The 25082-nt window shown below is 66.5% G+C and carries 24 protein-coding genes and 1 tRNA gene; 18 read left to right on the top strand and 7 right to left on the bottom strand.

What is annotated here, in order from left to right; genetic code table 11:
- Positions 1-42 precede the first annotated feature (42 nt).
- The 9 genes from NGM10_RS06390 (at position 43) to NGM10_RS06350 (ending at position 9005) form a co-directional block, all read left to right on the top strand.
- Positions 43-2229, top strand: a complete 2187-nt coding sequence (locus NGM10_RS06390; RefSeq protein WP_253483073.1) for an elongation factor EF-2 — start codon at positions 43-45, stop codon at positions 2227-2229.
- Positions 2230-2558: 329 nt separating this feature from the next.
- Complete coding sequence (locus NGM10_RS06385) at positions 2559-3101, top strand: amino acid-binding protein (RefSeq protein ID WP_253483070.1); 543 nt, start codon at positions 2559-2561, stop codon at positions 3099-3101.
- Positions 3098-4042, top strand: a complete 945-nt coding sequence (locus NGM10_RS06380) for a homoserine dehydrogenase (protein ID WP_253483068.1) — start codon at positions 3098-3100, stop codon at positions 4040-4042. Before NGM10_RS06385 ends, NGM10_RS06380 begins: the two co-directional genes overlap by 4 nt.
- A gap of 174 nt (positions 4043-4216) precedes the next feature.
- Complete coding sequence (gene tuf, locus NGM10_RS06375; protein WP_253483067.1) at positions 4217-5482, top strand: translation elongation factor EF-1 subunit alpha; 1266 nt, start codon at positions 4217-4219, stop codon at positions 5480-5482.
- Positions 5483-5485: 3 nt separating this feature from the next.
- Positions 5486-5794, top strand: a complete 309-nt coding sequence (rpsJ, locus tag NGM10_RS06370) for a 30S ribosomal protein S10 (RefSeq protein ID WP_115794767.1) — start codon at positions 5486-5488, stop codon at positions 5792-5794.
- A gap of 409 nt (positions 5795-6203) precedes the next feature.
- Entirely contained in the window at positions 6204-6815 is a 612-nt protein-coding gene (locus NGM10_RS06365) for a rhomboid family intramembrane serine protease (RefSeq protein ID WP_253483066.1), read from the top strand.
- A gap of 40 nt (positions 6816-6855) precedes the next feature.
- Positions 6856-6927: transfer RNA gene (locus NGM10_RS06360), tRNA-Ala, on the top strand.
- 719 nt (positions 6928-7646) lie between these two features.
- Positions 7647-8525, top strand: a complete 879-nt coding sequence (locus tag NGM10_RS06355; RefSeq protein WP_253483065.1) for a DUF7093 family protein — start codon at positions 7647-7649, stop codon at positions 8523-8525.
- Between the two features lie 87 nt (positions 8526-8612).
- Entirely contained in the window at positions 8613-9005 is a 393-nt protein-coding gene (locus NGM10_RS06350) for a DUF5611 family protein (RefSeq protein WP_253483064.1), read from the top strand.
- Between the two features lie 126 nt (positions 9006-9131).
- On the opposite strand, the gene NGM10_RS06345 is transcribed toward NGM10_RS06350, so the two are convergent.
- Positions 9132-9482, bottom strand: coding sequence for a cell division protein SepF (locus NGM10_RS06345; RefSeq protein ID WP_253483063.1), 351 nt, complete (start codon positions 9480-9482; stop codon positions 9132-9134).
- Between the two features lie 144 nt (positions 9483-9626).
- Between NGM10_RS06345 and NGM10_RS06340 the strand changes: the two genes are divergently transcribed.
- Positions 9627-11087, top strand: coding sequence for a S8 family peptidase (locus NGM10_RS06340; RefSeq protein WP_253483062.1), 1461 nt, complete (start codon positions 9627-9629; stop codon positions 11085-11087).
- A 103-nt stretch (positions 11088-11190) separates the two neighbouring features.
- Positions 11191-11943, top strand: coding sequence for a DUF1028 domain-containing protein (locus tag NGM10_RS06335; protein ID WP_438267165.1), 753 nt, complete (start codon positions 11191-11193; stop codon positions 11941-11943).
- A gap of 84 nt (positions 11944-12027) precedes the next feature.
- On the opposite strand, the gene NGM10_RS06330 is transcribed toward NGM10_RS06335, so the two are convergent.
- A complete protein-coding gene (locus NGM10_RS06330; RefSeq protein ID WP_253483061.1) occupies positions 12028-12507 on the bottom strand; it encodes an RNA-binding protein in 480 nt (159 codons plus the stop codon).
- An 86-nt stretch (positions 12508-12593) separates the two neighbouring features.
- Between NGM10_RS06330 and NGM10_RS06325 the strand changes: the two genes are divergently transcribed.
- Together NGM10_RS06325 and ygfZ are read left to right on the top strand one after the other, a co-directional pair.
- Positions 12594-12893, top strand: a complete 300-nt coding sequence (locus NGM10_RS06325; RefSeq protein ID WP_253483060.1) for a DUF6432 family protein — start codon at positions 12594-12596, stop codon at positions 12891-12893.
- Between the two features lie 652 nt (positions 12894-13545).
- Positions 13546-14673 (top strand): CAF17-like 4Fe-4S cluster assembly/insertion protein YgfZ, encoded by a 1128-nt coding sequence (gene ygfZ / locus NGM10_RS06320; RefSeq protein WP_253483057.1) that lies wholly within the window; start codon positions 13546-13548, stop codon positions 14671-14673.
- 15 nt (positions 14674-14688) lie between these two features.
- Here ygfZ and NGM10_RS06315 read toward each other — a convergent pair whose 3' ends face one another.
- Positions 14689-15687 carry an AI-2E family transporter gene (locus NGM10_RS06315; protein WP_253483054.1) on the bottom strand — a complete coding sequence of 333 codons (999 nt, stop codon included), beginning with the start codon at positions 15685-15687 and terminating at the stop codon, positions 14689-14691.
- Between the two features lie 144 nt (positions 15688-15831).
- On the opposite strand from NGM10_RS06315, the gene uvrA reads away from it, so the two are divergent.
- From uvrA to NGM10_RS06300, 3 genes are all read left to right on the top strand, one after another.
- On the top strand, positions 15832-18786 hold the full coding sequence (gene uvrA, locus NGM10_RS06310) for an excinuclease ABC subunit UvrA (protein ID WP_253483053.1): 2955 nt from the start codon (positions 15832-15834) through the stop codon (positions 18784-18786).
- Between the two features lie 208 nt (positions 18787-18994).
- Entirely contained in the window at positions 18995-19549 is a 555-nt protein-coding gene (locus NGM10_RS06305; RefSeq protein WP_253483052.1) for a DUF7344 domain-containing protein, read from the top strand.
- A gap of 33 nt (positions 19550-19582) precedes the next feature.
- Complete coding sequence (locus tag NGM10_RS06300; protein ID WP_253483051.1) at positions 19583-20674, top strand: geranylgeranyl reductase family protein; 1092 nt, start codon at positions 19583-19585, stop codon at positions 20672-20674.
- 255 nt (positions 20675-20929) lie between these two features.
- Here NGM10_RS06300 and NGM10_RS06295 read toward each other — a convergent pair whose 3' ends face one another.
- The 3 genes from NGM10_RS06295 to tnpA form a co-directional block, all read right to left on the bottom strand.
- On the bottom strand, positions 20930-21139 hold the full coding sequence (locus tag NGM10_RS06295) for a KTSC domain-containing protein (protein WP_253483049.1): 210 nt from the start codon (positions 21137-21139) through the stop codon (positions 20930-20932).
- A 269-nt stretch (positions 21140-21408) separates the two neighbouring features.
- Positions 21409-22563: an RNA-guided endonuclease InsQ/TnpB family protein gene (locus tag NGM10_RS06290; RefSeq protein ID WP_253483047.1), complete on the bottom strand. Its 1155-nt coding sequence runs from the start codon at positions 22561-22563 to the stop codon at positions 21409-21411.
- Between the two features lie 2 nt (positions 22564-22565).
- A complete protein-coding gene (gene tnpA / locus NGM10_RS06285; protein WP_253483045.1) occupies positions 22566-22955 on the bottom strand; it encodes an IS200/IS605 family transposase in 390 nt (129 codons plus the stop codon).
- A gap of 190 nt (positions 22956-23145) precedes the next feature.
- On the opposite strand from tnpA, the gene NGM10_RS06280 reads away from it, so the two are divergent.
- The gene (locus NGM10_RS06280) at positions 23146-23598 is read left to right on the top strand and encodes a CBS domain-containing protein (RefSeq protein ID WP_253483043.1); all 453 of its coding nucleotides are present in this window, start codon (positions 23146-23148) and stop codon (positions 23596-23598) included.
- An 8-nt stretch (positions 23599-23606) separates the two neighbouring features.
- Here NGM10_RS06280 and NGM10_RS06275 read toward each other — a convergent pair whose 3' ends face one another.
- Positions 23607-24347, bottom strand: a complete 741-nt coding sequence (locus NGM10_RS06275) for an SDR family NAD(P)-dependent oxidoreductase (protein ID WP_253483041.1) — start codon at positions 24345-24347, stop codon at positions 23607-23609.
- A gap of 121 nt (positions 24348-24468) precedes the next feature.
- Here NGM10_RS06275 and NGM10_RS06270 point away from each other — a divergent pair, with 121 nt between their 5' ends.
- Entirely contained in the window at positions 24469-24918 is a 450-nt protein-coding gene (locus NGM10_RS06270) for a universal stress protein (protein WP_253483038.1), read from the top strand.
- Positions 24919-25082 lie beyond the last annotated feature (164 nt).

The raw sequence follows: 25082 nt of genomic DNA, 5'->3' as shown, positions 1-25082 counted from the left end.
AAACACTACGCTTTTCAACTTCCTACGGGTAGAACATCCATAATGGGTAGACGAAAGAAGATCGTCGAACAGTGCGAGCGATTGATGGACGAGCCGGAGCACATCCGGAACATCGCAATCGCCGCACACGTCGACCACGGCAAGACGACCCTGACGGACAACCTCCTGGCCGGTGCTGGCATGATCGCCGACCAGGGCGAAGCGACGCAGTTGATGATGGACACCGAGGAGGACGAGCAGGAGCGCGGCATCACCATCGACGCCGCGAACGTCTCGATGACCCACGAGTACGAGGACACCGACCACCTCATCAACCTCATCGACACCCCGGGCCACGTCGACTTCGGCGGTGACGTGACCCGCGCGATGCGCGCCGTCGACGGCGCGCTCGTGGTGGTGGACGCGGTCGAGGGCGCGATGCCCCAGACCGAGACCGTCCTCCGACAGGCGCTCCGTGAGGGCGTCAAGCCCACCCTGTTCATCAACAAGGTCGACCGCCTCATCTCCGAACTGCAGGAGGGCCCCGAGGAGATGCAGCGGCGTCTGCTCAACGTCATCGACGACGTGAACGAGCTGATCCGCGGCATGACCGAGGAGATGGACGACATCGACGACTGGACCGTCTCCGTCGAGGACGGGACGGTCGGGTTCGGGTCGGCCCTCTACAAGTGGGGCGTCTCGATGCCGTCGATGCAGCGCACCGGGATGGACTTCGGCGACATCATGGAGCTCGAACGCGCCGACAAGCGCCAGGAGCTCCACGAGCGCACGCCCCTGTCGGACGTCGTCCTCGACATGGTCTGTGAGCACTTCCCCGACCCCATCGAGGCCCAGCCCCGTCGTATCCCGCGCATCTGGCGCGGCGACGACGAGTCCGAGCTCGCCGAGCAGATGCGTCTGGTCGACGAGGACGGCGAGGTCGTCCTGATGGTGACCGACATCGGCATCGACCCCCACGCCGGGGAGATCGCCGCGGGTCGCGTCTTCTCGGGCACGCTGGAGAAGGGCCAAGAGCTGTACGTCTCCGGGACCGCGGGCAAGAACCGCGTCCAGAGCGTCGGCATCTACATGGGCGGCGAGCGCGAGGAAGTCGAGCGCGTCCCCGCCGGGAACATCGCCGCCGTCACTGGTCTGAAGGACGCCATCGCGGGGTCGACGGTGTCCAGCGTCGAGATGACGCCGTTCGAGTCCATCGAGCACATCTCCGAGCCGGTCATCACGAAGTCGGTCGAGGCCAAGAACATGGACGACCTCCCGAAGCTCATCGAGACGCTCCGGCAGGTCTCGAAGGAGGACCCCACGATTCAGGTCACCATCAACGAGGACACCGGCGAGCACCTCATCTCCGGGCAGGGCGAGCTCCACCTCGAAGTCATCACCCAGCGCATCGAGCGCAATCAGGGCATCCCGGTCAACACCGGTGAACCCATCGTGGTGTTCCGCGAGGCCATCCAGGAGATGACCGAGGTCATCGAGGGCATCTCGCCGAACCGCCACAACCGGTTCTACATCCAGGCCCAGCCCCTGACCGAGGAGATCATCGAGAAGATCAAGATGGGCGACATCTCGATGGACATGCCCGAGCAGGAGCGCCGCGAGGCGCTCCAGGAGGCGGGCATGGAGAAGGACATGTCCCAGAACGTCGAGCACATCCACGGGACCAACATCCTCATCGACGACACGAAGGGTATCCAGCACCTCAACGAGACGATGGAGCTCGTCATCGAGGGCCTCGAAGAGGCGCTCGACGACGGCCCGCTGGCTGGCGAGCCCGTTCAGGGGACGCTCCTCCGACTGGAGGACGCCAAGCTCCACGAGGACACCATCCACCGCGGTCCCGCGCAGGTCATCCCCGCGGTCCGCAACGCGGTCCACAACGCGCTCGTGCAGGGTGAAGTTCGCCTGCTCGAACCGATGCAGGACGTGCGCATCGACGTGCCCAACGACCACATGGGCGCGGCGTCCGGCGAGATTCAGGGCCGCCGTGGCCGCGTCGACGACATGTACCAGGAGGGCGACCTCATGGTCGTCGAGGGCATCGCGCCGGTCGACGAGATGATCGGCTTCTCCAGCGACATCCGTAGCGCGACCGAGGGTCGCGCGTCGTGGAACACCGAGAACGCCGGGTTCGAGGTCATGGCCGACAACCTCCAGCGCGAGACCATCATCGAAATCCGCGAGCGCAAGGGCATGAAGACCGAACTGCCCGAGGCCATCGACTACTTCTAGTCGACGCGCGCTCGCGGTCGGTTCTCACGTTTCCATTTCGATGTGATGCAGAGCGAGTGGCGTCGCGGCCGACCGCTCACCTCCCCGTTCTCGTTCAGGTCGGACCTGTGGCTCGCGTAGGTGGCGTATACTGAAGCGACTCGTTCGCATACGTCGAGACGGCCCCATGGAACCCCCTCGTCTCGTTCCTCTAAACCGCCCTCGTCTCGTTCCTGTTGGTCGGCGTCACCGCTGGCGTCTGGGCGGTCGTGCGGGCCGACCGCGAACGGGCGGCCAAATTTGGGGTCGCCTGAAGCCTTAAGCCCGCCCGCGCGTGAGAACTCACAACGATGAGCGACGACGCGAGCGCTGGCGAACCCAGAGCGCACACGGTCCGACTCGAACTGGTGGACGAACCGGGCGAACTCCTCCGGGCGCTCGAACCCATCGCCGACAACGGCGGCAACCTCCTGTCGGTCTTCCACGAGCGCGGGTCGCTCACACCCCGGGGACGGATTCCGGTCGAGGTGGACCTCGAATGTCCGCCCGACCGGTTCGACGCCATCGTCTCGGGCCTGCGCGAGGCGGGCGTCAACGTGATGCAGGCCGGTGCCGAGCGCTACAGCGAGGAGGTGACGGTCCTGCTGGTCGGTCACGTCGTCGAGACCGACCTCTCGGAGACGCTGTCGTCCATCGAGTCGAGCGCCGACGCCTCGGTCGTGGACGTGTCGCTGTCGGCACCGGGCGGCACCGCCGACGAGTCGAGCGCGCGCCTCCGGCTGGCGGCCGAGACCGGCGCGACCGGCGAGGCGCTGACAGCGATCCGCGATGTGGCCGACCGCAAGGACCTCCGCGTGGTCGAACCGCTGGCGGAACTGGAGGGGTCAGCATGAGGATCGCCATCCTCGGCGCGGGCGCGGTCGGCCGGTCGGTCGCCGAACTGGCGGGCAAGTACGGCCACGAGGTCACCGCGCTGGCCGACTCGACGAGCGCCGCGGTCGATTCCGACGGAATCGACCTGACCGCGGCGCTCGAATCGAAGGACGCCGAGGGCCGCGTGGGGTCTGCCGACCCCGCCGACGCCCTCGACGCCGAGTACGACGCGCTGGTCGAGGCGACCCCGACCACGCTCGGCGACGCCCAGCCGGGATTCGGTCACGTCCGGGCCGCGCTCGAACGCGACCGCCACGTCGTGCTGGCGAACAAGGGGCCGGTCGCCGAGCGGTACGCCGACCTGCGCGCGCTCGAACGCGAGAGCGCGGGCCGGGTCCGGTTCGAGGCCACGGTCGGGGGCGCGATTCCGGTGCTGTCGACCATCGACGACTACGGTCCCGACGCCATCACCGCCGCGCGGGGCGTCCTCAACGGGACGGCGAACTTCGTCCTCTCGCGGATGGCCGCCGAGGGACTCGGCTACGAACACGTCCTCGCGGAGGCCCAGGACCTCGGCGTCGCGGAGGCCGACCCCTCGTTCGACGTGAACGGCACCGACGCCGGGCTCAAGTGCGTCATCTTAGCGAACGTGCTGGGTGAGGGGGAGTACTCGCTCGAAGACGCCGACGTCGAGGGCATCGAGGACCTGCCGGGCGAAGCGCTCGAACTCGCGGCCGAGGACGGTCGGACCGTCCGACTCATCGGCGAGGCGACGCCCCGGGGCGTCCGGGTCGGCCCGCGACTCGTCCCCGAGAACGGCACGCTGGCGGTGTCGGGTACGCGCAACATCGTCCAACTGGAGACCGAACACGCGGGCCGCCTCAACCTCAGCGGTCGGGGCGCGGGCGGCCCCGAGACCGCGACGGCGGTGCTGGCCGACGTGAACCGACTCGGCGAGTGAGCGTCAACATTTCCGACAGGCCCCGGGCTAATCCGTCGGCGCGAGACGAGAATCGTGCGACGGTCTACCAATAACCGCCTGACTGCGTCGGGGTGGCCAGCATAGCGTATCGAAATGGTTTTAACTGCTTCTGCCAAAAGATACCGACAGAGCGCGTCTGCGCGTGAGATACAAATGAGCGACGAACAACACCAGAACCTGGCCATCATCGGCCACGTCGACCACGGTAAGAGTACGCTCGTGGGCCGACTCCTCTACGAGACGGGGAGCGTACCCGAGCACGTCATCGAACAGCACAAGGAAGAGGCCGAGGAGAAGGGCAAGGGCGGCTTCGAGTTCGCCTACGTCATGGACAACCTCGCCGAAGAGCGCGAGCGCGGTGTCACCATCGACATCGCCCACCAAGAGTTCAGCACCGACGCCTACGACTTCACCATCGTGGACTGTCCCGGCCACCGCGACTTCGTGAAGAACATGATCACGGGTGCCTCGCAGGCCGACAACGCGGTCCTCGTGGTCGCGGCCGACGACGGCGTCGCGCCCCAGACCCAGGAGCACGTCTTCCTGGCCCGCACCCTCGGTATCGACGAACTCATCGTCGGCGTCAACAAGATGGACGTCGTCGACTACAAGGAGTCCACCTACAACGAGGTCGTCGAAGAGGTCAAGCAGCTCCTCAAGCAGGTCCAGTTCAACACCGAGGACGCCAGCTTCATCCCGATCTCGGCCTTCGAGGGCGACAACATCGCCGAGGAGTCCGAGAACACCGACTGGTACGACGGCGAGATTCTCCTCGAGGCTCTCAACGACCTCGAACCGCCGGAGCCGCCGACGGACGCCGACCTCCGGATGCCCATTCAGGACGTGTACACGATTTCGGGTATCGGGACCGTCGCCGTCGGTCGCGTCGAGACGGGCATCCTCAACACCGGCGAGAACGTCTCGTTCCAGCCCAGCGACGTGAGCGGTGAGGTCAAGTCCATCGAGATGCACCACGAGGAGATTCCGCAGGCCGAACCCGGCGACAACGTCGGTACCAACGTCCGCGGCGTCGGCAAGGACGACATCCGCCGCGGTGACGTCTGTGGCCCCGCCGACGACCCGCCGAGCGTCGCCGAGACGTTCCAGGCCCAGATCGTCGTGATGCAGCACCCGTCGGTCATCACCGACGGCTACACGCCGGTCTTCCACGCCCACACCGCGCAGGTCGCCTGCACCATCGAATCCATCGACAAGAAGATGGACCCCTCGTCGGGCGAGGTCGCCGAGGAGAACCCCGACTTCATCCAGTCGGGCGACGCCGCGGTCGTCACCGTCCGACCCCAGAAGCCCCTGTCCATCGAGCCGTCCAGCGAGATTCCGGAACTCGGTAGCTTCGCGGTCCGCGACATGGGTCAGACCATCGCGGCTGGCAAGGTCCTCAGCGTCAACGAGCGATAACGCATGCAGCAAGCACGCGTCCGTCTGGCGGGCACCAGCCCCGAGGACCTCGACGACATCTGCGACGACGTCCGCGAGATCGCCAACAAAACCGGCGTCTCGCTCTCGGGTCCCATCCCGCTCCCGACCAAGACGCTGGAGATCCCCACCCGAAAGTCCCCCGACGGCGAGGGGACCGCGACGTGGGAGCACTGGGAGATGCGCGTCCACAAGCGCCTCATCGACATCGACGCCGACGAACGCGCGCTCCGACAGCTCATGCGGATTCAGGTCCCGAACGACGTCTCCATCGAGATCGTCCTCGAGGACTGAGCGGAATCGAAGATTCCGCGAGGGCCGAAAGACGCGGTTTGTCTTTCGGAACTGAGGCGAGCGCGAGCGAGCCGAAGGTCGGAAGACGCGGTTTGTCTTTCGGAACTGAGGCGAGCGCGAGCGAGCCGAAGGTCGGAAGATGCGGTTTGTCTTCCGGAACTGAGGCGAGCGCGAGCGAGCCGAAGGTCGGAAGATGCGGTTTGTCTTCCGGAACTGAGGCGAGCGCGAGCGAGCCGAAGGTCGGAAGATGCGGTTTGTCTTCCGGAACTGACGTGAGCTGAGAGGCGTCACCTCTCGGCTCGCTCCCGCCGTTCGACTGGCGGGCGATTCTCTCTTTCATCATCTGACAGCCGCGCGCATGCGCGCACGCTCCCCGGTCTTTTTGTCGTCTCCGCTCCTACGAGTGTGCGTGCAAGGGCCACCCCGCCGTTCCGAGTCGGCCCGCAGTCCGACGCTGGAGACGCTGGTCGTCTTCGTCGCCGTGTTCGGTGCCCAGTCGCTCGTGGGACTGGTCTCCCAGTCGCTCGCGACCGGGCTGTTCGTCCTCGCCCCGCCCGTCGAGGCCCGCCCGTGGACCCTGCTCGTGAGCGTGTACGCCCACGCGAGCGTCGGCCACCTCGTCTCGAACGCCGCCGTGCTGGTGCTGGTCGGGTTCGCCGTCGAGCGCGTGACGACCCGGTGGCGATTCCACGCCTTCTTCGCGACGGTCGGGATGGCCGCGGGCCTCGCGCAGGTCGTCGTTTCCGGGGTCGTCGGCCCGGCGAACGCGGTCCTCGGGGCCAGCGGCGCGGTGTTCGGCCTGCTCGGATATCTGCTGGCGGGCAACGCGGTCACCGGCGCGGTCCTGCGGCGGCTCCCGCTGGGCGAGCGCGGCCGCCTCGCGCTGCTGGTCGCGTTCGCGCTCGGGGTCACCCTGCTCACGGCCCGGCCGGGCGTCGCGCTGGTCGCCCACTTCACCGGCTTCGTGCTGGGTGGGCTCGCGGGGCGTGCCCACCTGTTGCGTACCGGGGTCGAAACATAAGGTTCTAATAAGTGGGCGCGCTACGCCCTATTGCGTTCGCGGGCTCGTAGATCAGCGGTAGATCGCTTCCTTCGCAAGGAAGAGGCCCTGGGTTCAAATCCCAGCGAGTCCACTGTTTTGCGCCGCGAGCAAATCCGCGAGCGGCGCGAATCGTACGACGAGCGGATTTGAACCCCTGCCAGTCGCACGCCCGGAACGGCGCTCGCGCCGCACGCCCGGACCGTCTGGCTTCGGGTTCAAATCCCAGCGGGTCCACTGTTTTGCGCCGCGAGCAACTCCGCGAGCGCCGCGAATCTTCCCGTTCGAACGCGCCGATTCTCCCCTCAGTTACTGGGACTTCGGTAGCTTACTGCTGACCGGCCGTCCGTGTCACGAGGTCGTTGACGACCCACGCACCCGCAAGTGTAAATACACTTCTAACCGAGAGTGGCTGGCCTTGTACCCAGTTCTGCGTTCCTCGGGTCGCGTGCCCCACTGATTTTCGGCTCTCCCGTACTGCTTTCCGAATCGAACTCGGTGACTCTCTGAACCCTTCGTCTTTGTCGGAGGGCGATTCCTCTGCCTGCGCTTTGTCGCCTTCATTCGATTTCCGTCGCTCGTCCGTACTCCCTTCTTGCGATACCGTCCCTCGGTTTCACTTTTGAACGCACACACCGGACCGGGGGATTCGTTCGTAACCCGCACCGAAACTCGCTCGGCGGCTATCTAGCTCGATTTCTCTATTCAATCAACGACCCCCGTCGTTTCACCGGCACCATCCCGTCCACCGTCTGACGCGCGTCACACGCCGAAACACAGGGTTTACCACGCATGAACGTAAGGAACAGCACAATGAGTCTGAGGTGTTCGCTGCTCGGTCACACCTACGGGGAGGCCGAGATCGAGCGAGAGCGCGAGGAGCAGGGAAGCGAAGTCGTGGTCACCGTCCGGGAGTTCGAGGAGTGTGCGCGGTGTGGCAACCGCAACGTGGTCTCCGAGAACAAGGAGGTCACCGCCATCGAGACGCCCGGCCGCGAACGCGGCGAGTCAGCTGGCGAGGACGCCGGAGCGGGCGGCGCGAGCGCGGAGGCGGGCGGGGCAACCGCGGGTGGCGCTGGCGCGACCGTCGGGTCGGCCGGAGCCGACGACCGCGGCTCCGCCCGCGCCGCCTCTCCCGGGATGGAGAACGACTTCGAGCAACCTCGGTCGGCCGAGGAGGACGACGGCGTGATTTTGGACGACGATGGCGATGACGCGTCCGACGACCCGGGGCGCGAGCCCGGCGAGTGGCCCGACGCCGACTCGACCCACCCCGCCGAGGTCGAGGGCGAGAGCGCCCCCAGCGAGTGGCCCGACGTGGGCACTGAGGACGAGGGGTTCGACGCCCGGCCGGGGTCCGGCGGCGACGCCGACGTGGAGTTCGGCGGGGGTCTCACCCCCGAGTCGGCACCCGAGGTCGACGAGGAGGACGACGAGGTGGAGTTCGTCAACGCCGATGGCGACACCCTGCGGGCCAGCGAGGGCGGCGCGAGCGCGGGCGGGGCCGACCTCTCGGCGGGGTTCACCTCTAGCGGGAGCGTCCCGGCCCCCGACGGTCCCGCCGACGACCACGACGTCGACGCGGAGTTCGTCTGTCCCGAGTGCGGCCACCGCGAGGGGGTCGCGGGGTCGTCGTTGCGCGCTGGCGACATCTGTCCGGAGTGTCGCAGGGGCTACCTCGCACAGGAGTAGCGCTGCTCGCGCGAGCGAAACCGGGTGATTCAAGAGGGAAATCGACGCGAAAAGGGTTTACACCCCCCAATCCAAAAGGGGGACAGCATGAAGGAGTACAAGATGCGACGCGGCGAGCATCTGGAGGACCGCATCCCCGACATGAAGGCGAAGATCGAGGAGTACTTCGGCGAGGTCGCCGGGACCGAGGAGTACGACGGCCACGAACTCTACGTGGTCGAAGAGCCCGACAACCCCGTCTTCGACCGCATCGTCGCTGGCACGGCCGAGTACAGCGGCAAGAAGGACAAGCTCGCGGTCCACTTCGAGGAGCGCCCCGCCGAGGAGGTCATCGAAGCGGGCCACTTCGACGCCGCGGAGGAGGCGGTCAGCCTCAAGAACGACTTCCTGCTCGAAGCCACCGGTCGGGACGCCAAGTCCCGCCGCGAGTCGATGAAGCGCGCGGTCGAGGACGACGCCGACGCGCCCGACAACGTCTGAAATCGGTCTTCTTTCTCGCATCGCTACCCAGCGGTGGGTGACGTGACTCGACGCGACTCGGCGAGCGCGGCATGACGAGCGAGTGGCGCGAGTCGGCGACCGAAACGAATCGGGGGACGAGGCCGGTTACAGCTTCTCGCGACTGATGTCGACGCCGGTGGGGGTGAGGAGTATCTGGTCGTCGCCCTTCTGGACGATGTCGCCGTCGACCTCGCGGGCGACCTGCTGGAGTTCGTTGGTGATGCGCTCGACGGTCGTGTCCTCGGTCCGCAGGCGGGTGATGTCGGCGATGACGAGGTCGCCGTCGTAGACGGCGTCCTTGATCGCGATGACGTCCTGCTGGCCCTGTACCTCCGCGATGTGGACCTGCATCGCGGCCTCGCTCCCGGCCGTCTCGAAGTCGTCGAGGTTGAGTTCGACGTAGTCCTCGGCGGTGTGTGCGTCCCGGTCGCCGAGGATCTTGGTCATGAAGCCCATAGGGATAAGGGCCGAGCGGAGCGGTATAGTTCTTACGTCAGACGAGGGGGCCGCCCTGCCGGGTATTCTACCGAACAGTTTATACTATAAACATTATTATATTCACAAAAATAGTTAAATACCGCTACTGTATGTTTACTCTGGATGGCAGATAATACAAGCAGTGTTTCGAGACGTAACGTACTCAAGGTCGCTGGCGGGTCCATCGCGGCGGTCGGTGCGACCGGACTCGGCAGTGCGAACGCGACCGTCGAGGTCAACGTCGGGTTCAAGTCCGAGCGCGGGCGCAAGGCCGCGCTCGAGAAGGCCGACGAGACGGTCAGGGAGTTCAACTCCATCGACGCGCTCACGCTCCGCCTACCCGAGCAGGCAGCGACGAAGCTGGAGAGCAACCCCAACATCCGCTACGTCGAGGAGAACGGTCAGATGCACGCGCTCGCCCAGGACCTCCCGTGGGGCATCGACCGAGTCGACGCCGACGTGGCCCACGACGAGGGCGAGACGGGGAGCGGCGCAGACATCGCCATCCTCGACACCGGCATCGACAGCGACCACCCCGACCTCGAAGCCAACCTCGGGTCCGGCGAGGCGTTCGCCACCTGCTCCGGCGGGTCGTGCGACGAGTCGTGGGACGACGACAACGACCACGGTACTCACTGTGCGGGTACCGCCGACGCGGTCGACAACTCCGAGGGCGTCGTGGGCGTCTCGACCGAGGCGACCCTCCACGCCGTCAAGGTGCTCGACAGCGAAGGCTCCGGGTCGTTCTCGGACATCGCGGCGGGCATCGAGTACGTCGGCGATCAGGGCTGGGACGTCGGCTCGCTGAGCCTGGGCGCGAGCTCCGGCTCGTCGGCGCTCAAGGACGCGGTCGAGTACGCCGCCAGCGAGGGCGTGTTCCTCGTCGCCGCGGCCGGAAACGACGGTCCGTGCAACGAGTGCGTCGGCTACCCCGCCGTCTACGACGAGGTCGTGGCGGTCAGCTCGACCAACGACAGCGACGAGCTCTCGAGTTTCTCCTCGACCGGGTCGGAAGTCGAGATCGCCGCGCCCGGAAGCGACGTCTACTCGACGATTCCCGGCGGCTACGACACGTTCTCGGGCACCTCGATGGCGTGCCCGCACGTCGCCGGTGCCGCGGGCCAGCTCATGGCCAACGGCTCGTCGAACACCGAGGCGCGCGACCAGCTCAACTCGGCCGCCGAGGACATCGGTCTCGGCGACAACGAGCAGGGCAACGGCCTGCTCGACGTGGCCGCCGCGCTCGACAGCGACGGCGACGACGGCGACGACGGTGACGACGGCGGCGACGACACTGCACCGACTGTCGACTCACTCGACGTCACGAGCGACAGCAACGGCGGCTGGGCGCGATTCGACGCGAGCTGGGCCGTCTCGGACGACACCGAACTCTCGTCGGTCGAGGTCGCGCTCTCCCAGAACGGCTCGTCCGTCGACTCGGCGACCACCTCGGTGAGCGGGACCAGCGCGTCCGGTACCGACCAGCTCGAAGACAAGAAGGGTAGCGGCTCGTACGACGTGACCCTCACCGTCACGGACTCGAACGGCAACACGGCCACGCAGACCGAGACCGTCTCGGCCTGAACGCGGGGTCGACCCGCGCGTCGCTCCCGGACTCCGACTCGCCGGGACCGACCGAATCGCCGCCAGACTGACTTTTTTGGCGCGGCGCGTCTTCGATTCGAGCGTGACCTTCAGCATCTGCGTTCGCGAGGAGTACGAAGCGCGCGAGGCGACCGCCTCGGACGGTCGAGCGGCGACGCCGCGAGACGACGAGGGCGACGACCACCTGCGGTTCGGCGTCGCGGTGACGACCCGACTCCCGGCGGTCGGGACGCTCTGTCCGTTCGCCAGCGACTCCGGCGCGGTCGCAACCCAGAGTCTGGTCAACGTCGAACTCGGCCGGAAGGGCGTCGCGTACCTCGACGACGGCCTCGCGGTCGAGGACGCCCTCCAGTCCCTGCTCAACGCCGACGACGGTGCGCCCCAGCGCCAGCTCCACGGCGTCGACGCCGAGGGCACCTTCGCGTTCTCGGGCGAGGAGTGCAAGGACTGGTACGGGCACGTTGAGGGCGAGGGCTTCACCGTCGCGGGGAACCTACTGACCGGCGAGTCCGTGATCGAGGCGACCGCCGAGGCCTACCGGGACTCGCGCGATTCGGACGCCCCGCTCGCCGAGCGACTCGTCGACGCGCTCGAAGCGGGCCACGCCGAGGGCGGCGACAAGCGCGAGGACCTCCACGTCCAGAGCGCGGCGCTGCTCGTCGAGACCACCGAGCACCGCGAGATGGAACCGTACTACGACGACCTCCGGGTCGACGCCACCGAGACGCCCATCGCCGACCTCCGGGAGACCTACGAACTCGCGAAGGAGGGGTTCGAGATGGCGGTCGAGCGCTACGAGGAGACCGACGGGGACGACGAGATGGACGCGGAGTAGGGCGCGACGGTGCTGTGGCGGGGCGATGCTGTGCTGGGGCAATGCTGTGCTAGGGCGGTGCTGTGGCGGGACGAAAACGGAGACTCAGACGTCGAACTCGTAGAGTTCGTCGCCGACGTAGTGGACCGACTCGACGACCTTCCCCGAGTCGCCAACCATGTCGTCGCCGCCGGTCTTCGCGCGCCCCACCGCGAGCACCTTGCCGTGGGACTCCTCGGCGATGGCGACGAGGTCGCCCGACTCGATGTCGTCGTCGGCCTCGACGATGCCGGGCCGCATCACGTCTGCGCCGTCGCTGACGAACGACACCGCGCCCGCGTCGACGGTGACGACGTGCGTCTCGGGCGGGTACTCGTTCGCGCCGCGGACGGTCAGGAAGGGTTCGTCGTCGTAGTAGAGGACGGCTGGCTCGCCGTCGACCAGCACGAGGTCGAACGCCGAGTCCTCCAACTCCACGAGTTCGTAGGTGTCGGCGTCGAGGTCGACGCCGAGGCTCTCGGCCAGTCGGTCCTCGACGTCGCTCACCTCGTCGCTCCTGAGGTGGTGGCGGGACTTGACCTTCATACCCGACCCTCCGTCGCTTCGCGGCTTAATACCCCCGCCTTCGAGACGGGGATAAGTGTAAGAACCCACCGGTCATACGTCCACCCATGAAGGCAAAGCGGGAGTACCGGAACCGCGAGTCGGTCGAGGTTGCGGTTCTGGACGCCCTCGTCGACCGGAACGAGGAGGGGATGACGGTGTTCGAACTCCGGTCGCACGTCGATGTCGACATCGACGAACTCGAAACCGCGCTCGCCAACCTCAAGGAGGACGGTCTCATCGACGCCAACACCGGCGACCAGCGCACGCTCATCACGCCCGACGAGCGCGTGATTCCGGACCCCGACGAGGAGGCGGGCGACGAGCCGTCGCTCGTCGACCGCATCATCGAACGACTCCCGCTTTGAAACGAGAACTCGGTCGTGGTTGCTGTCTTCGGCGAGCTACTCGGTTTCGTGACGAGAGAGACGGAGAAATTCCGGAAAGCCCCCGCCCGCTCGCGACGAGTCGGAGAACTCTGAGTGGTGTCGTCCCGGAAAGCCACCGGTCGCTCGCTACGAACCGTTGGAGCACACGGAACGACGAACAGCCAGAAAGCCCCCGCCCGCTCGCTACGCACCCTCCCAGAAGACATGGCGACGAACCGCCAGAAAGCCCCCGCCCGCTCGCGGTCGCTCAGCGACATATCGCGGGCCTCTCCGCACAGCCCGGCCCGCGATAGGGGTCGCTGAGGCGACTACATAAACGCGAGCGGGCGGCCCCTTTCAGTCCCGCCCGACCCCACCGCAACCGCGGGCCTCGAACCTCCCCAGCCTCCTGCGCTTCTCGGCCTTCGGCCTGCGATGCTCGTCCCTCGCGCGTGTCGGCGCGGCCCAACACCGCCGGGCACCGGCGGACAAACCGCGTCCGCCGAGCAGTCGGTCGCTTCGCTCCCGCCGACCGCGCCAGCACGCGCCGAGTGGTCAATCCATCATCGAAACCCCCGATGAAACACTTCACCTCGTCCACCAGCCACCCGATTCCGTCCCTTTAATCCCGCTCGCGCCCCAATCCCACGGTATGACAGTCATCGAGGACCACCAGACGGACCTCGGCGCGGAGTTCGTCGAGGTCGGGGGTCGCCGAGTCCCGGCCCACTACGGCCGCCCCGACCGGGCCCACCGCGCGGTCCGGAACGTGGTCGGCGTCACCGAGATGCCCTACGGCGTGGTCGTCGTCGAGGGGGAGGACCGCGTCGAGTACGTCGACAACGTCGTGTCGAACCGCGTCCCGAGCGAGGACGGCGAGGGGGTCTACGCCCTCCTGCTCGACCCGCAGGGCGGCGTCGAGCTGGACATGTACGTCTACGACGCGGGCGACCGCCTGTTGCTGTTCGTCCCGCCGGGCGAGGCCGGACCGCTGGCCGAGGAGTGGCGCGAGAAGGTGTTCATTCAGGACGTGGAGATATCGGTCGCGAGCGACGACTTCGCGGTGTTCGGCGTCCACGGCCCGAAGGCGACCGAGAAGCTGGCCAGCGTCCTCAACGGCGCGGGCACTCCCGAGGACCGCCTCTCGTTCGTCCGGGGGCGCATCGCCGAGGTCGGGGTCACCGTGATCCGGACCGACGCGCCGACCGGCGAGGAGGGCTACGAGGTGGTCTGTACCACCGGGACGACGGTCAACGAGACCGGCGAGGAGTTCCCGAACGCCGAACTCGTCTACGACACCCTGCTGAACCGCGGGCTGAACGCCGCGCCGTTCGGCCGCCGGACGTGGGAGTCGCTCACCCTCGAAGCCGGGACGCCCCTGTTCGAGACCGAGTTGGCGGGCCGCATCCCGAACGTCCTTGGCCTCCGGAACGCGGTCGACTTCGAGAAGGGGTGTTTCGTGGGTCAGGAGGTCGTCTCGCGCGTGGAGAACCGCGGCCAGCCCAGCCAGCGTCTCGCGGGGCTTCGGACCAACGAGCGTCCGGACTCGGGCGCGGCCGTCTTCGTGGGCGACGAGTCGGTCGGCGAGGTGACCCGCGCGGTCGAGAGCCCCTCCCGGGGCGAACCCGTCGCGTTCGCGTTGCTCGACTCGTCGGTGGGGACCGCCGACGACGCGCCGGTGATGACGGTCCGAGTCGACGGCGAGGAGACCCTCGCCTCGCTGGTCGACCTCCCGTTCGTCGAGGGTAGCGACCGGTCGGCCCGGATTCCGACCTACTAGTTCCGCCGGGGACCCTCACGCGTACTCGCGGGCCGCCACGTCGACCAGCGACCTGGTGAACCCGAGGACGATGGGACCGACGAAGATGCCCGCGAAGCCGAAGGCCGCGAGACCGCCGAAGATGCCGACCACGAGGACGGTGGGGTCGAGGTTCGCGCTCCGGCCGCCGACGACCGGCCGGAGGTAGTTATCCGTGAGGTTGACGAGACCGAAGCCGTAGACGAGCAGGGCCGCGCCTCCGAGGAGGTCGCCGGTGGCGAGCAGGAAGACCGCCGCCGGGAGCCAGATGAACATCGACCCGACGAACGGCAGGAGCCCGAACACCACCGCGAGGACCGTCCAGAACAGGACGTTCGAGAACCCCAGGACGAGCAGCGCCGCCCCGGTCAGGACGGCCTGCACGACCGCGATGAGCCCCTGCGTGACCAGTACCGCGTAGGTGAGCCGGTCGAGTTCGGCGAGGAGTTCGTCCTCGACGCGCCGGGGAAGCGGCGTCACCTCGCGGAGCCACGCCACGACCGATTCGCCCCCGACCAGCAGTGAGTAGAGCGCGAAGCCGAACACCGTGACCCCGACCGCGACGTTCGACGCGCCGCCGAGCAGCCCGGGCGTCTCCTCGGCGATCCGACCCGCAGCGGCGCGTGCGAACTCCGCGAGGGTCCGCTCGACGCCCGGCCCGACGAGGTCCCGGAGGACGCCGAGGTCCACCGCGCCCGACTGGACGGCCTCGGCCACCGCGAGCGCCTGCCTGACGACCACCTGGACCAGCAGGACGAACGGGAGCACGAACAGGACCGCGGCGACGACCATCAGGACCAGCGCCGAGACCCGCCGACCCAGTCGCGGTCCGAGCCGGGATTCGAGGCGCGGGGCGAGCCACCGCTGGAGCGGGAACAGGGCGTACGCCAGGAACGCCGCGAGCGCGACGAAGGTGAAGAACGGTCGCACGACGAGCGCGGAGACGGCGAGCGCGAGTCCCACCAGTGCGGCCACGAACGCCCGCTCGGAGTCCATGGCGACGTGTACGTCGACTGTGGGGAAAAGCGACGGGGCGCTCGCGGTCTTCCGACCGCGAGCGCCCCGTCACGCGACCACTTTCACGCCGGTATCGGTCCGAACCGACAGCGTTTCACACCCCAAGTCCCTACGCGCACCCGAATGAGCAAGGACTACATCGACGTCCGGGGGGCCGAGGAGCACAACCTCAAGGACCTCGACGTCTCCATTCCGCGCGAGAAGTTCAACGTGGTGACGGGACTGTCGGGGTCGGGGAAGTCCTCGCTCGCCTTCGAGACGGTGTACGCCGAGGGCCAGCGCCGGTACATCGAGAGCCTGTCGGCGTACGCCCGCAACTTCCTCGGGCAGATGGACAAGCCGCAGGTCGAGAACGTCGAGGGGCTGTCGCCCGCCATCTCCATCGACCAGAAGAACGCGGCCAACAACCCGCGCTCTACCGTGGGGACCGTCACCGAACTCCACGACTACTTTCGCCTGCTGTACGCCCGCATCGGGACGCCCCACTGTCCCGAGTGCGGTCAGGAGGTCGGCGAGCAGAGCGCCCAGAACATGGTCCGGCGCGTGCTCGACCTCCCCGAGGGGACGAGGGCGAAGATCGCCGCGCCCGTGGTCCGCGACCAGAAGGGGGCGTTCGAGGACCTGTTCGACGACCTCGTTTCGGAGGGGTACGCTCGCGTCGAGGTCGACGGCGAGGAGTTCGACCTCACGACGAATCGGCCGGACCTCGACAAAAACTACGACCACGACGTCGACGTTATCGTCGACCGCGTGAAGGTCAGCGAGGAGGCCCGGAGCAGGATTACCGACAGCGTCGAGACCGCCCTCGACGAAGCCGACGGCGTGCTGAAGGTCGTCCTGCCGGACCCGCCCGCCGAGGCCGCCGACGCCATCGGCGGGGCCGCGGCCCGGTCGACCGGCGATTTAGCGGACGACGGCGAGGACGACCGCCTCGTCGTGGAGTTCTCCGAGGACCTCGCGTGCACCCAGTGTGGCATCGACTTCCGGGAGATAGAGACCCGGAGCTTCTCGTTCAACAGCCCGCACGGCGCGTGTCCCGAGTGTGAGGGCATCGGCGAGACCAAGGAGGTCGACGAGGACCTCGTGGTCCAGGACCCCTCGAAGAAGCTCAAGAACGTCTTCGAGCCGTGGAGCTACAACCGGACCTACTACCGCCGACAGCTCGACAACGTCGCCGACCACTTCGGCGTGAGCGTCGAGACCCCCTTCGAGGACCTCCCCGAGGACGTGCAGGAAGCGTTCGTCTGGGGGACCGACGGCGTGGTCCACTTCGAGTGGCGGACCCGGAACGGCGTCCGCGAGAAGGACGAGCGATTCGAGGGCGTCATCCCCAACCTCGAACGCCGGTACGTCGAGACCGACTCGGACAGCACCCGCGACCACATCGAGGACTACATGGCGGTCACCGAGTGCCCGGTCTGTGAGGGCACCCGGCTCAACGACCAGAGCCGGTCGGTGCTGGTGGACGGTACCTCCATCGCCGAGGTCAACGAGATGTCCATCGGCGACGCCCTGCAGCACTTCGAGGGGCTGGAAGCGACCCTCGACGAGCGCGAGACCAAGATCGCCGAGGAGATACTCAAGGAGATACGCGCGCGGCTGGGCTTCATGGAGGAGGTCGGACTGGAGTACCTCACGCTGGACCGGGAGGCCTCGACCCTCTCGGGCGGCGAGAGCCAGCGCATCCGACTCGCGACCCAGATCGGGTCGGGCCTCGTTGGCGTTCTCTACGTCCTCGACGAACCGTCCATCGGGCTCCACCAGCGCGACAACGACCGCCTGCTGAACACCCTCGAAGAGCTTCGGGACCTCGGGAACACCCTCCTCGTGGTCGAACACGACGAGGAGACGATGCGCCGGGCCGACAACGTCATCGACATGGGTCCCGGTCCGGGCAAGCGCGGCGGTGAGGTGGTCATCCAGGGCACGACCGAGGAGATAACGCGGTGTGAGGAGTCCATCACGGGCGACTACCTCGCCGGGCGCGAGGAGATTCCCGTGCCCGACGAGCGCCGGGACAGCGACGACGCCCTGACCGTCGTGGGCGCGCGCCAGCACAACCTCGAGGACGTGGACGTCGACATCCCCGTGAGCCAGTTCACCGCGATTACCGGCGTCTCGGGGTCGGGTAAGTCGACCCTAATGCACGAGATACTGTACAAGGGGCTGGCCCGCGAGATGAACGACAACACCAGCGTCGACCCCGGCGACCACGACGCCATCGAGGGCACCGGACTGGTCGAGAAGGTGCGGCTCATCGACCAGTCGCCCATCGGCCGGACCCCGCGGTCGAACCCCGCGACCTACACCGGCGTCTTCGACTACATCCGCGAGCTGTTCGCCGAGACCAAGCTCGCCAGACAGCGCGGCTACGAGAAGGGCCGGTTCTCGTTCAACGTGAAGGGCGGCCGCTGCGAGGAGTGTGGCGGGCAGGGAACCGTCAAGATCGAGATGAACTTCCTCTCGGACGTGTACGTCCCCTGCGAGGAGTGCGACGGCGCGCGCTACAACGACGAGACCCTCGACGTGACCTACAAGGGCGCGACCATCGCCGACGTGCTCGACATGTCGGTCGAGGAGGCCTACGACTTCTTCGAGCACGACCAGCGCATCGCGCGCAGGCTCGGCCTGCTGAAGGACGTGGGCCTCGATTACATGAAGCTCGGCCAGCCCTCCACGACGCTCTCGGGCGGGGAGGCCCAGCGCGTCAAGCTCGCCGAGGAGCTCGGCAAGAAGGACACCGGCGACACCCTCTACCTGCTCGACGAGCCGACCACCGGGCTCCACAGCGCCGACGAGCGAAAGCTCATCGAGGTGCTCCAGCGGCTCACCGACAAGGGCAACACCGTGGTCGTCATCGAACACGAACTCGACCTCGTGAAGAACGCAGACCACGTCATCGACCTCGGTCCCGAGGGCGGCGAGCACGGCGGCGAGGTCGTCGCCGAGGGGACGCCCGAGGAGGTCGCTCGCACCGAGGACTCGCACACGGGACGGTACCTCCGGGACCTGCTCCCCGACGTGGACCTCGACGGCCCGCGGGCCGACCGGACGGTTGCCCCGGCGACCGACGACTAGAGATAGTCGGTGAAATTCCGGAATGAGTTTCGTATTGTCGCATTAATTCCGGGAATCACTCGATTACCTCTCAGAATTAAAACTTACTTGATATTTACGGCGGGCTAAGTACTGGATAACAAAGTGTGGCCCGGGTGAAACTCGCGTACCGTGTTACGATGGGTGGCAGCGGCATCGGGGCAACAAGCGATTGAGCGGCTTCGGTAGCATGAGCTCGGCTGATAATTCACCTGAACGAGAAACACTGTCCGAAGATCTCATCTTCGACGTTCTCAAGAACCGGCGTCGCCGGTACACGTTGCACTATCTCAAGCAACAGGAGCGGCCGGTCGAGCTGAGCGAGCTCGCCGAGCAGGTCGCGGCGTGGGAGAACGACACGACGGTAGAGGGGCTGTCGGCCAACGAGCGAAAGTCGGTCTACACCTCGCTGTACCAGACCCATCTTCCGAAACTCGCCGACGCGGGCATCGTCGAGTACAACCAGAACCGGGGCGTGGTCGAACTGTCGGACAACGCCGCCCAACTGGAGGGGTACCTCAGACCGCAGGACGACCTCCCGTGGATTCGATACTACCTCGGGCTCGCGGTCGTGAGCGCGATTCTGGTCATCGGCGACCTCCTCGGAATCCCGCCGTTCGCCGCGATACCCGACCAGATCTGGGGCGTCCTCATCGTCGCGGCGTTCGTGCTCTCGGCGATGGCCCACTACATGCGGCGGCGACAGCTCGCTCGACAGGAGCGCCCGCCGAACATCGAAGGGTAGGATACTTGGTCGGCAGGCCCGTACCTCGGGCCGATGTACGACTTCGTCGTCGTCGGGGCAGGCCCCGCCGGGTCGCGGTTCTCGCGGCGCGCGGCCGAACGCGGATACGACGTACTGGCGCTCGAACGCGGGTCGGTCGGCGAGCCCCTCGCGTGCTCGGGCCACGTCAGCACCGACGTCTGGGAGTTCACCCGCGAGGGCGCGCGAGAGGACCTCCTCCAGAACGAGGTGTTCGGCGCGCGCTTCCACGTCGGTGGCCCCGGGAGCGACGACTACCCCTTCTACAAGCGCGAGGTCGTCTCGAACGTCATCGACCGCGTGGGACTCGACCGCCACCTCGCCGAGGCGGCCCGCGAGGCGGGCGTCGACCTCCGGGAGGGCCACAGCGTCTCGACCGTCGAGGAGCGTCCCGACCGGGTCGCGGTGACCGCGACCGGACCCGACGGCACCGAGACGTTCGAGGCGAAGATGGTCGCCGGATGCGACGGACCCGTCTCGCGGGTCCGTCGCGAACTCGGCCTGCCCGAACCCGGCGAGAAGCTACAGGGCGTGCTGGGGTTCAGCGACGAGGACGACCCCGGCGACTACGTCGACGTTCACCTCACCGCGCCCCGATTTTTCGCGTGGCGCATCCCGCGGGGCGATTCGGGGGTCGAGTACGGCCTCGCGGCCCCGCCGGGGTCGGACCCCGGAGCGAACGCCCTGTTCGAGGAGTTCACCGCCGACTACGACGTCGACACCGGGGAGTTCTGCGCGGGCATGATTCCGGTCGGCCCCGCCGACTCGGTGACGAGTCGGCGGGGGTTCCTCGTCGGCGACGCCGCCGCCCAGACCAAGCCGTTCACGGGCGGGGGAATCCTCTACGGCATGACCGCGGCCGACCACGCGGCCCGCGAGATCGACCCCGAGGACCCCGGGACGCTCGCCGACTACGAGGCGGCGTGGCGCGACGACCTGAGCACCGAGATTCGGCTGGGCCACTGGATTCGGAAGTGCTACTCGCTCCCCGAGCGCGTCCAGCACGCGGGGCTGTCTGCGTTCTCGGGCGAAATCGGGGTCCACATGGACAAGCCGACCTCGTTCTTCTCGAAGGAGCATCTGGCGAAGTTGCTGTCGCGGTCGTAACGAAACGCCAGTGATAGACGCACGAAGTTCTCTGCCTCTGGACGTCGTTCCCGAACACCAGTAGTTTTTCAACTCGTTGGTCTGACAGTACGACCAATGCGCGCATACTACGAAAGCTCGGATCGTGTCGGATACGTTGAATGCGGGTCCTTTACGGAATCACAACGAGGAGTAATATTGAAACAGGACCGAGATGTTGTCGGCTACGTTCCTTACGAGCGCTTGATTAGAATCGAACCGGACTCCGAGGAGTAGTTACCGAATTCGTTCGTACGGATACACGTCTCTTATATTCCGATGGTGGTATTTTCCATGAGACGCGGCATTCATTAGCCCCCGATATACGCTCTCTGGAACGCCAAAATACTGGTACACACCGTTACCGAACTCGATCTCCAAGACTTGGCTGTCCGCGTCATAGCCGACACTTTCGAGATTGCTTGAAACAACTGGTGTCCGATTCATGTGGCGACGATTTCGGATTTCGAACCCAATAGTTAAAAATGCAAGGTGTGAATTGAGAGTAACGGTCTCTAAGAGATACTGGTCTCTCGAAGAACACTCAAATATCTGGCTTTACTGTACCCTAATTGGCCGAACCATGAACACCGATGACGACTCAGAACGCACACGAATCGACCTCGAAACGTTGACCCGAGACGAGCGATGGGGAGAGGAAGCGTTCCGCGACGCAGGTGAGGCGACGTTCGGAAGCCACTGACATCCTCCCACGGCTAAAGCCGTGGGGTTCCCCCACTGGGGGTTGAACCCACGAATACGGAGAGGTTCGCAGGTTCGTCGTCACGTTGGACGATGACCTGCGTTTCGGGCTGTGCCAGTACAGCCCCCGCCTCGGACAGCGGTTTCGAGAACTTGCCCAAGGCTCGTTTGCCGATATTCAGCGCACCATTCTTGTCCGCATTATCGTCCAGCCCACACTCAGGACACTCAAAACGGCCCTGCGTTTCACGCACGCCCTCGCAGGCACACCGATTGCAGGTCTTCGATGTGTCGTATTCTTCGACCAACTGTACGTCGATGCCTGCGTCGTGGGCCTTGTACTCAATGTAGTTGAGCAGGCGGGCGAACGGCATCTTGTGGGTCTTGTCGTTGACGTACCGCCCTTTGTCGTTGTCCTTGCGAATCCCGCCGAGGTCGCCCACGACGATGACCGCGTTCCGTTCTTCGGCGTCCTCCACGATTTGGCGTGCAATCTTGTGGAGGCGGTCGTCCACCTTCCGCGCTTCCGCGTCACCGATACGCTCTACCACCTGCTGTCCCTGTCGGGGTTTCGCTTTCCCGATGGACTTTCGCAACTGCTTGTAGTGTTCGCGGATACGACGCACTTCCTCGCCGTAGAAGGTGGTCTTGCGGTCAGAGAGGAACGCGCAAGTAGCGACCCACCGTGCACCCATGTCGATAGCCAGCACGTCGTCATACTCGTCTTGAACGGTCACAGACCGCTTTACGACGAGATGGACGTACCAGTCACCGTCACGGCGCACCAGTTCGCTGTCCCGAACGTCGCCCTCACGGACGAGTTGTTCGTCCTTGTGCGGGACGTGAGCGGGACACCAGATGGAGTTGCCCCGCCCCTGTTCGGAGTCGTAGACGGGGACTTTCACCCACCACGACGAAAGGACGGTGCCCTCGTCGTGAGCCACGTCGAACACGTCGTTGCGGAGGACGACGGGTTGTTCGGTGTTTGGGTTCGGGTCTTTCTGTCGTTGGACTTTCGACGCCTGCTGGTCGGTTGCGGAGTAGAGGTTGGCGTCTCCGCCGTGTACCTCGGTCTGAAACGCCTCGTACTCACGGGCGAGCAGATCGGCTTTCCTGTTGGTCAGCGAGTGGAGTTTGACCCGCACCGTGGTTGAGACGTTCCGTTGCATGACTACTCACCTGCTTGGGCGTCGATGTACTCCTCGATGACTTCGCTGGATACGTCGCCCGCACTTGAGACAAAGTACGAGCGCGTCCACAGCGACGGCAAGCCGAAGTCGAACTCGTCGCGGAGGTGGCGCGAGGAGTAGCCCTTGACCTGTTGCATTATCTTGTTCGGGGCGAGTGTCGGGTCGCCCGTGATGAACAAGTGAACGTGGTCGGGACGAATCGCCAACTCCAGTATCTCTAACCCGAGTTCGTCGGCTTTGTCCTCGATGAGTTCTTTGAGACGGTCACGTACCTCGCCCTCAAGCACCGATTTGCGGTACTTCGGACACCAGATGAAGTGGTACTGGAGTTTGTGGACATTGGTACGTTCCCTGTCGAACCCACGGGGCATCGTCGGTATATAGAAGTCATTCACCTAAAGATGTTACGTAAACATCCAACCCCAACCGTGGCTATGAACATGGATTGGTTCCCAGTTGTCGGCTTCATCCCACCCCTGAAGGGGTGGGCTTTCGCCTCGCTACCGCTGTAACCGCGAGCGCACCCAAACAAAGACGTACCCTTCGCACCACGTCTCGACCATGCTCGTTCGAGACGCGATGACGGCCGACGTGGTGACCGTCGAGGCCGACGCCCCGCTCCAGCAGGCGGTCGGCCGGATGCTCCGCGAGCGCGTCGGGAGTGTCGTCCTCAAGCGAGACGGGACCCCCGTCGGAATAGTGACCGAGACCGACGCGCTGAAGGCGGGCTACCTATCCGAGCGACCGTTCACCGAGGTTCCGGCCTCGAAGGCGGCAAGCGACTCGCTCGTGACCACTACACCTGACGCGACGATACGCAAGGCGGTCCAGACGATGCACGAGAAGGACGTGAAGAAACTCCCAGTCGTGGAGTCGATGGAGATCGTCGGGATGCTGACGATGACCGACGTGGTGCACGAACAGGAGGCACTCATCGAGGAGGCCCACCGACTGGAGCAGGGTCGGCAGGGCTGGTCGCCCGAACAGGAGCGGTGGAATCTGGACGAATACTGAACCCTCCGTCACACCTTTTCGGGGAGCCACCCGCCGTCGACCTCGACGTTCTCGCCGCTGATGTAGCCGCTGGACTCGTCGAGGAAGAACAGGACTGCCTGCGCCACGTCGTCGAACCCGGCGGGCCGCCCGCGCGGGAGGTCGTCGGGAAATTCGTCGGAGTTCTCGACCACGTAGGGCGAGACCGCGTTGACCGTGATGCCGTCGTGCTGGGTGTCGTTGGCGAGCATCCGGGTGAACATCAGCACGCCCTGCTTGGCGATGAAGTAGGGGGCGTTCTTGGGGCTCACCAGTCCCTTCTCGGCGCTCGCGTAGCCGACGTTCACGATGCGGCCCCACTCGCGGTCGCGCATTCCGGGGAGCGCGCGCTTGCAGCAGAGGTAGGTGCCGTTGACGTTCGCCTGCAGGACGGTGTTCCACTGCTCGAAGGAGATGTCCTCCCAGTGGCTGGGCGCGAAGGGGCCGACGTTGTTGACCAGCACGTCCACGCCGCCCAGTTCCCGTTCGACCGCGTCGAACATCGCGTCCACGTCGTCGGGGTCGGCGACGTCGCCCTGCACCGCGGTCGCCTCGGGCGCGCCGCGGTCGCGGGCCGCCTCGGCGACCTCCTCGGCGGCCTCGCGGCTGGTCCGGTAGTGGACCGCGACCGACGCGCCCCGCTCGGCCAGCGCGAACAGTAGCTCTCGGCCGACGCCCGTCGCGCTACCGGTCACCAGAGCGGTCCGTTCGTCGAGGTCGGGTCGTATCATGACCGACGGTTCGCGCGCCGCCCACATGTGCGTTGAGGTCGCGCTCGGCCGGGGCCCGACTCGCGCTCGAAGGCTTACCACCTCCCACACCATTAATTATCGCGGGCGTGGACGTTCGGGTATGGCTATCGACACCATCCTGCTCGCGGTCGGGCCGGGCGACGCCGACCGCACCGAGAACCTCGCTCAGGCCGTCGTCGACGTGGCCAAACCGACCGACGCGACGGTGGTACTCGCACATGTGTTCACCGACGAGGAGTTCGACGACGTGGTCGCCAGCCTCGACTACGACCCGGCGGGCGAGATCAGCGCCGACGAGGTGGCCGCACGCCACGCCACCGTCCGCGAACTCACCGACTACCTCACCGACGCGGGAGTCACCTATCGGGTGCGCGGTACGGTCGGGCCGCACGGCGAGAGCATCGTGGGACTCGCGCGCGAGGTCCAGGCCGATCAGGTGTTCGTCGGCGGGCGAAAGCGCTCGCCCACCGGCAAGGCGGTGTTCGGCTCGACCGCCCAGGAAGTGATGCTGTCGGCCCCCTGCCCTGTCACGTTCGTCCGGTCGGACTGAGTCGGCGACCGCGGGCACGCGCCCGCCGGGGCCTCCGAACGCCCGCCCGCCGAGGTCTCCGAACGCCCACCCGCCGAGGTCTCCGAACGCCCGCCCGCCGCCGTGCCCGCCGCGAGCGCGGCGGGCACGGCGGCGGGCGGGCAGTCGATTGCCACGTTCTACCA

Origin of the sequence: Halorussus salilacus, from assembly GCF_024138125.1 — an archaeon.
Taxonomy (GTDB): Archaea; Halobacteriota; Halobacteria; order Halobacteriales; family Haladaptataceae; genus Halorussus; species Halorussus salilacus.
The sequence above is the reverse complement of the archived record's forward strand: the minus strand, read 5'-3'. Positions and strand labels throughout refer to the sequence as shown.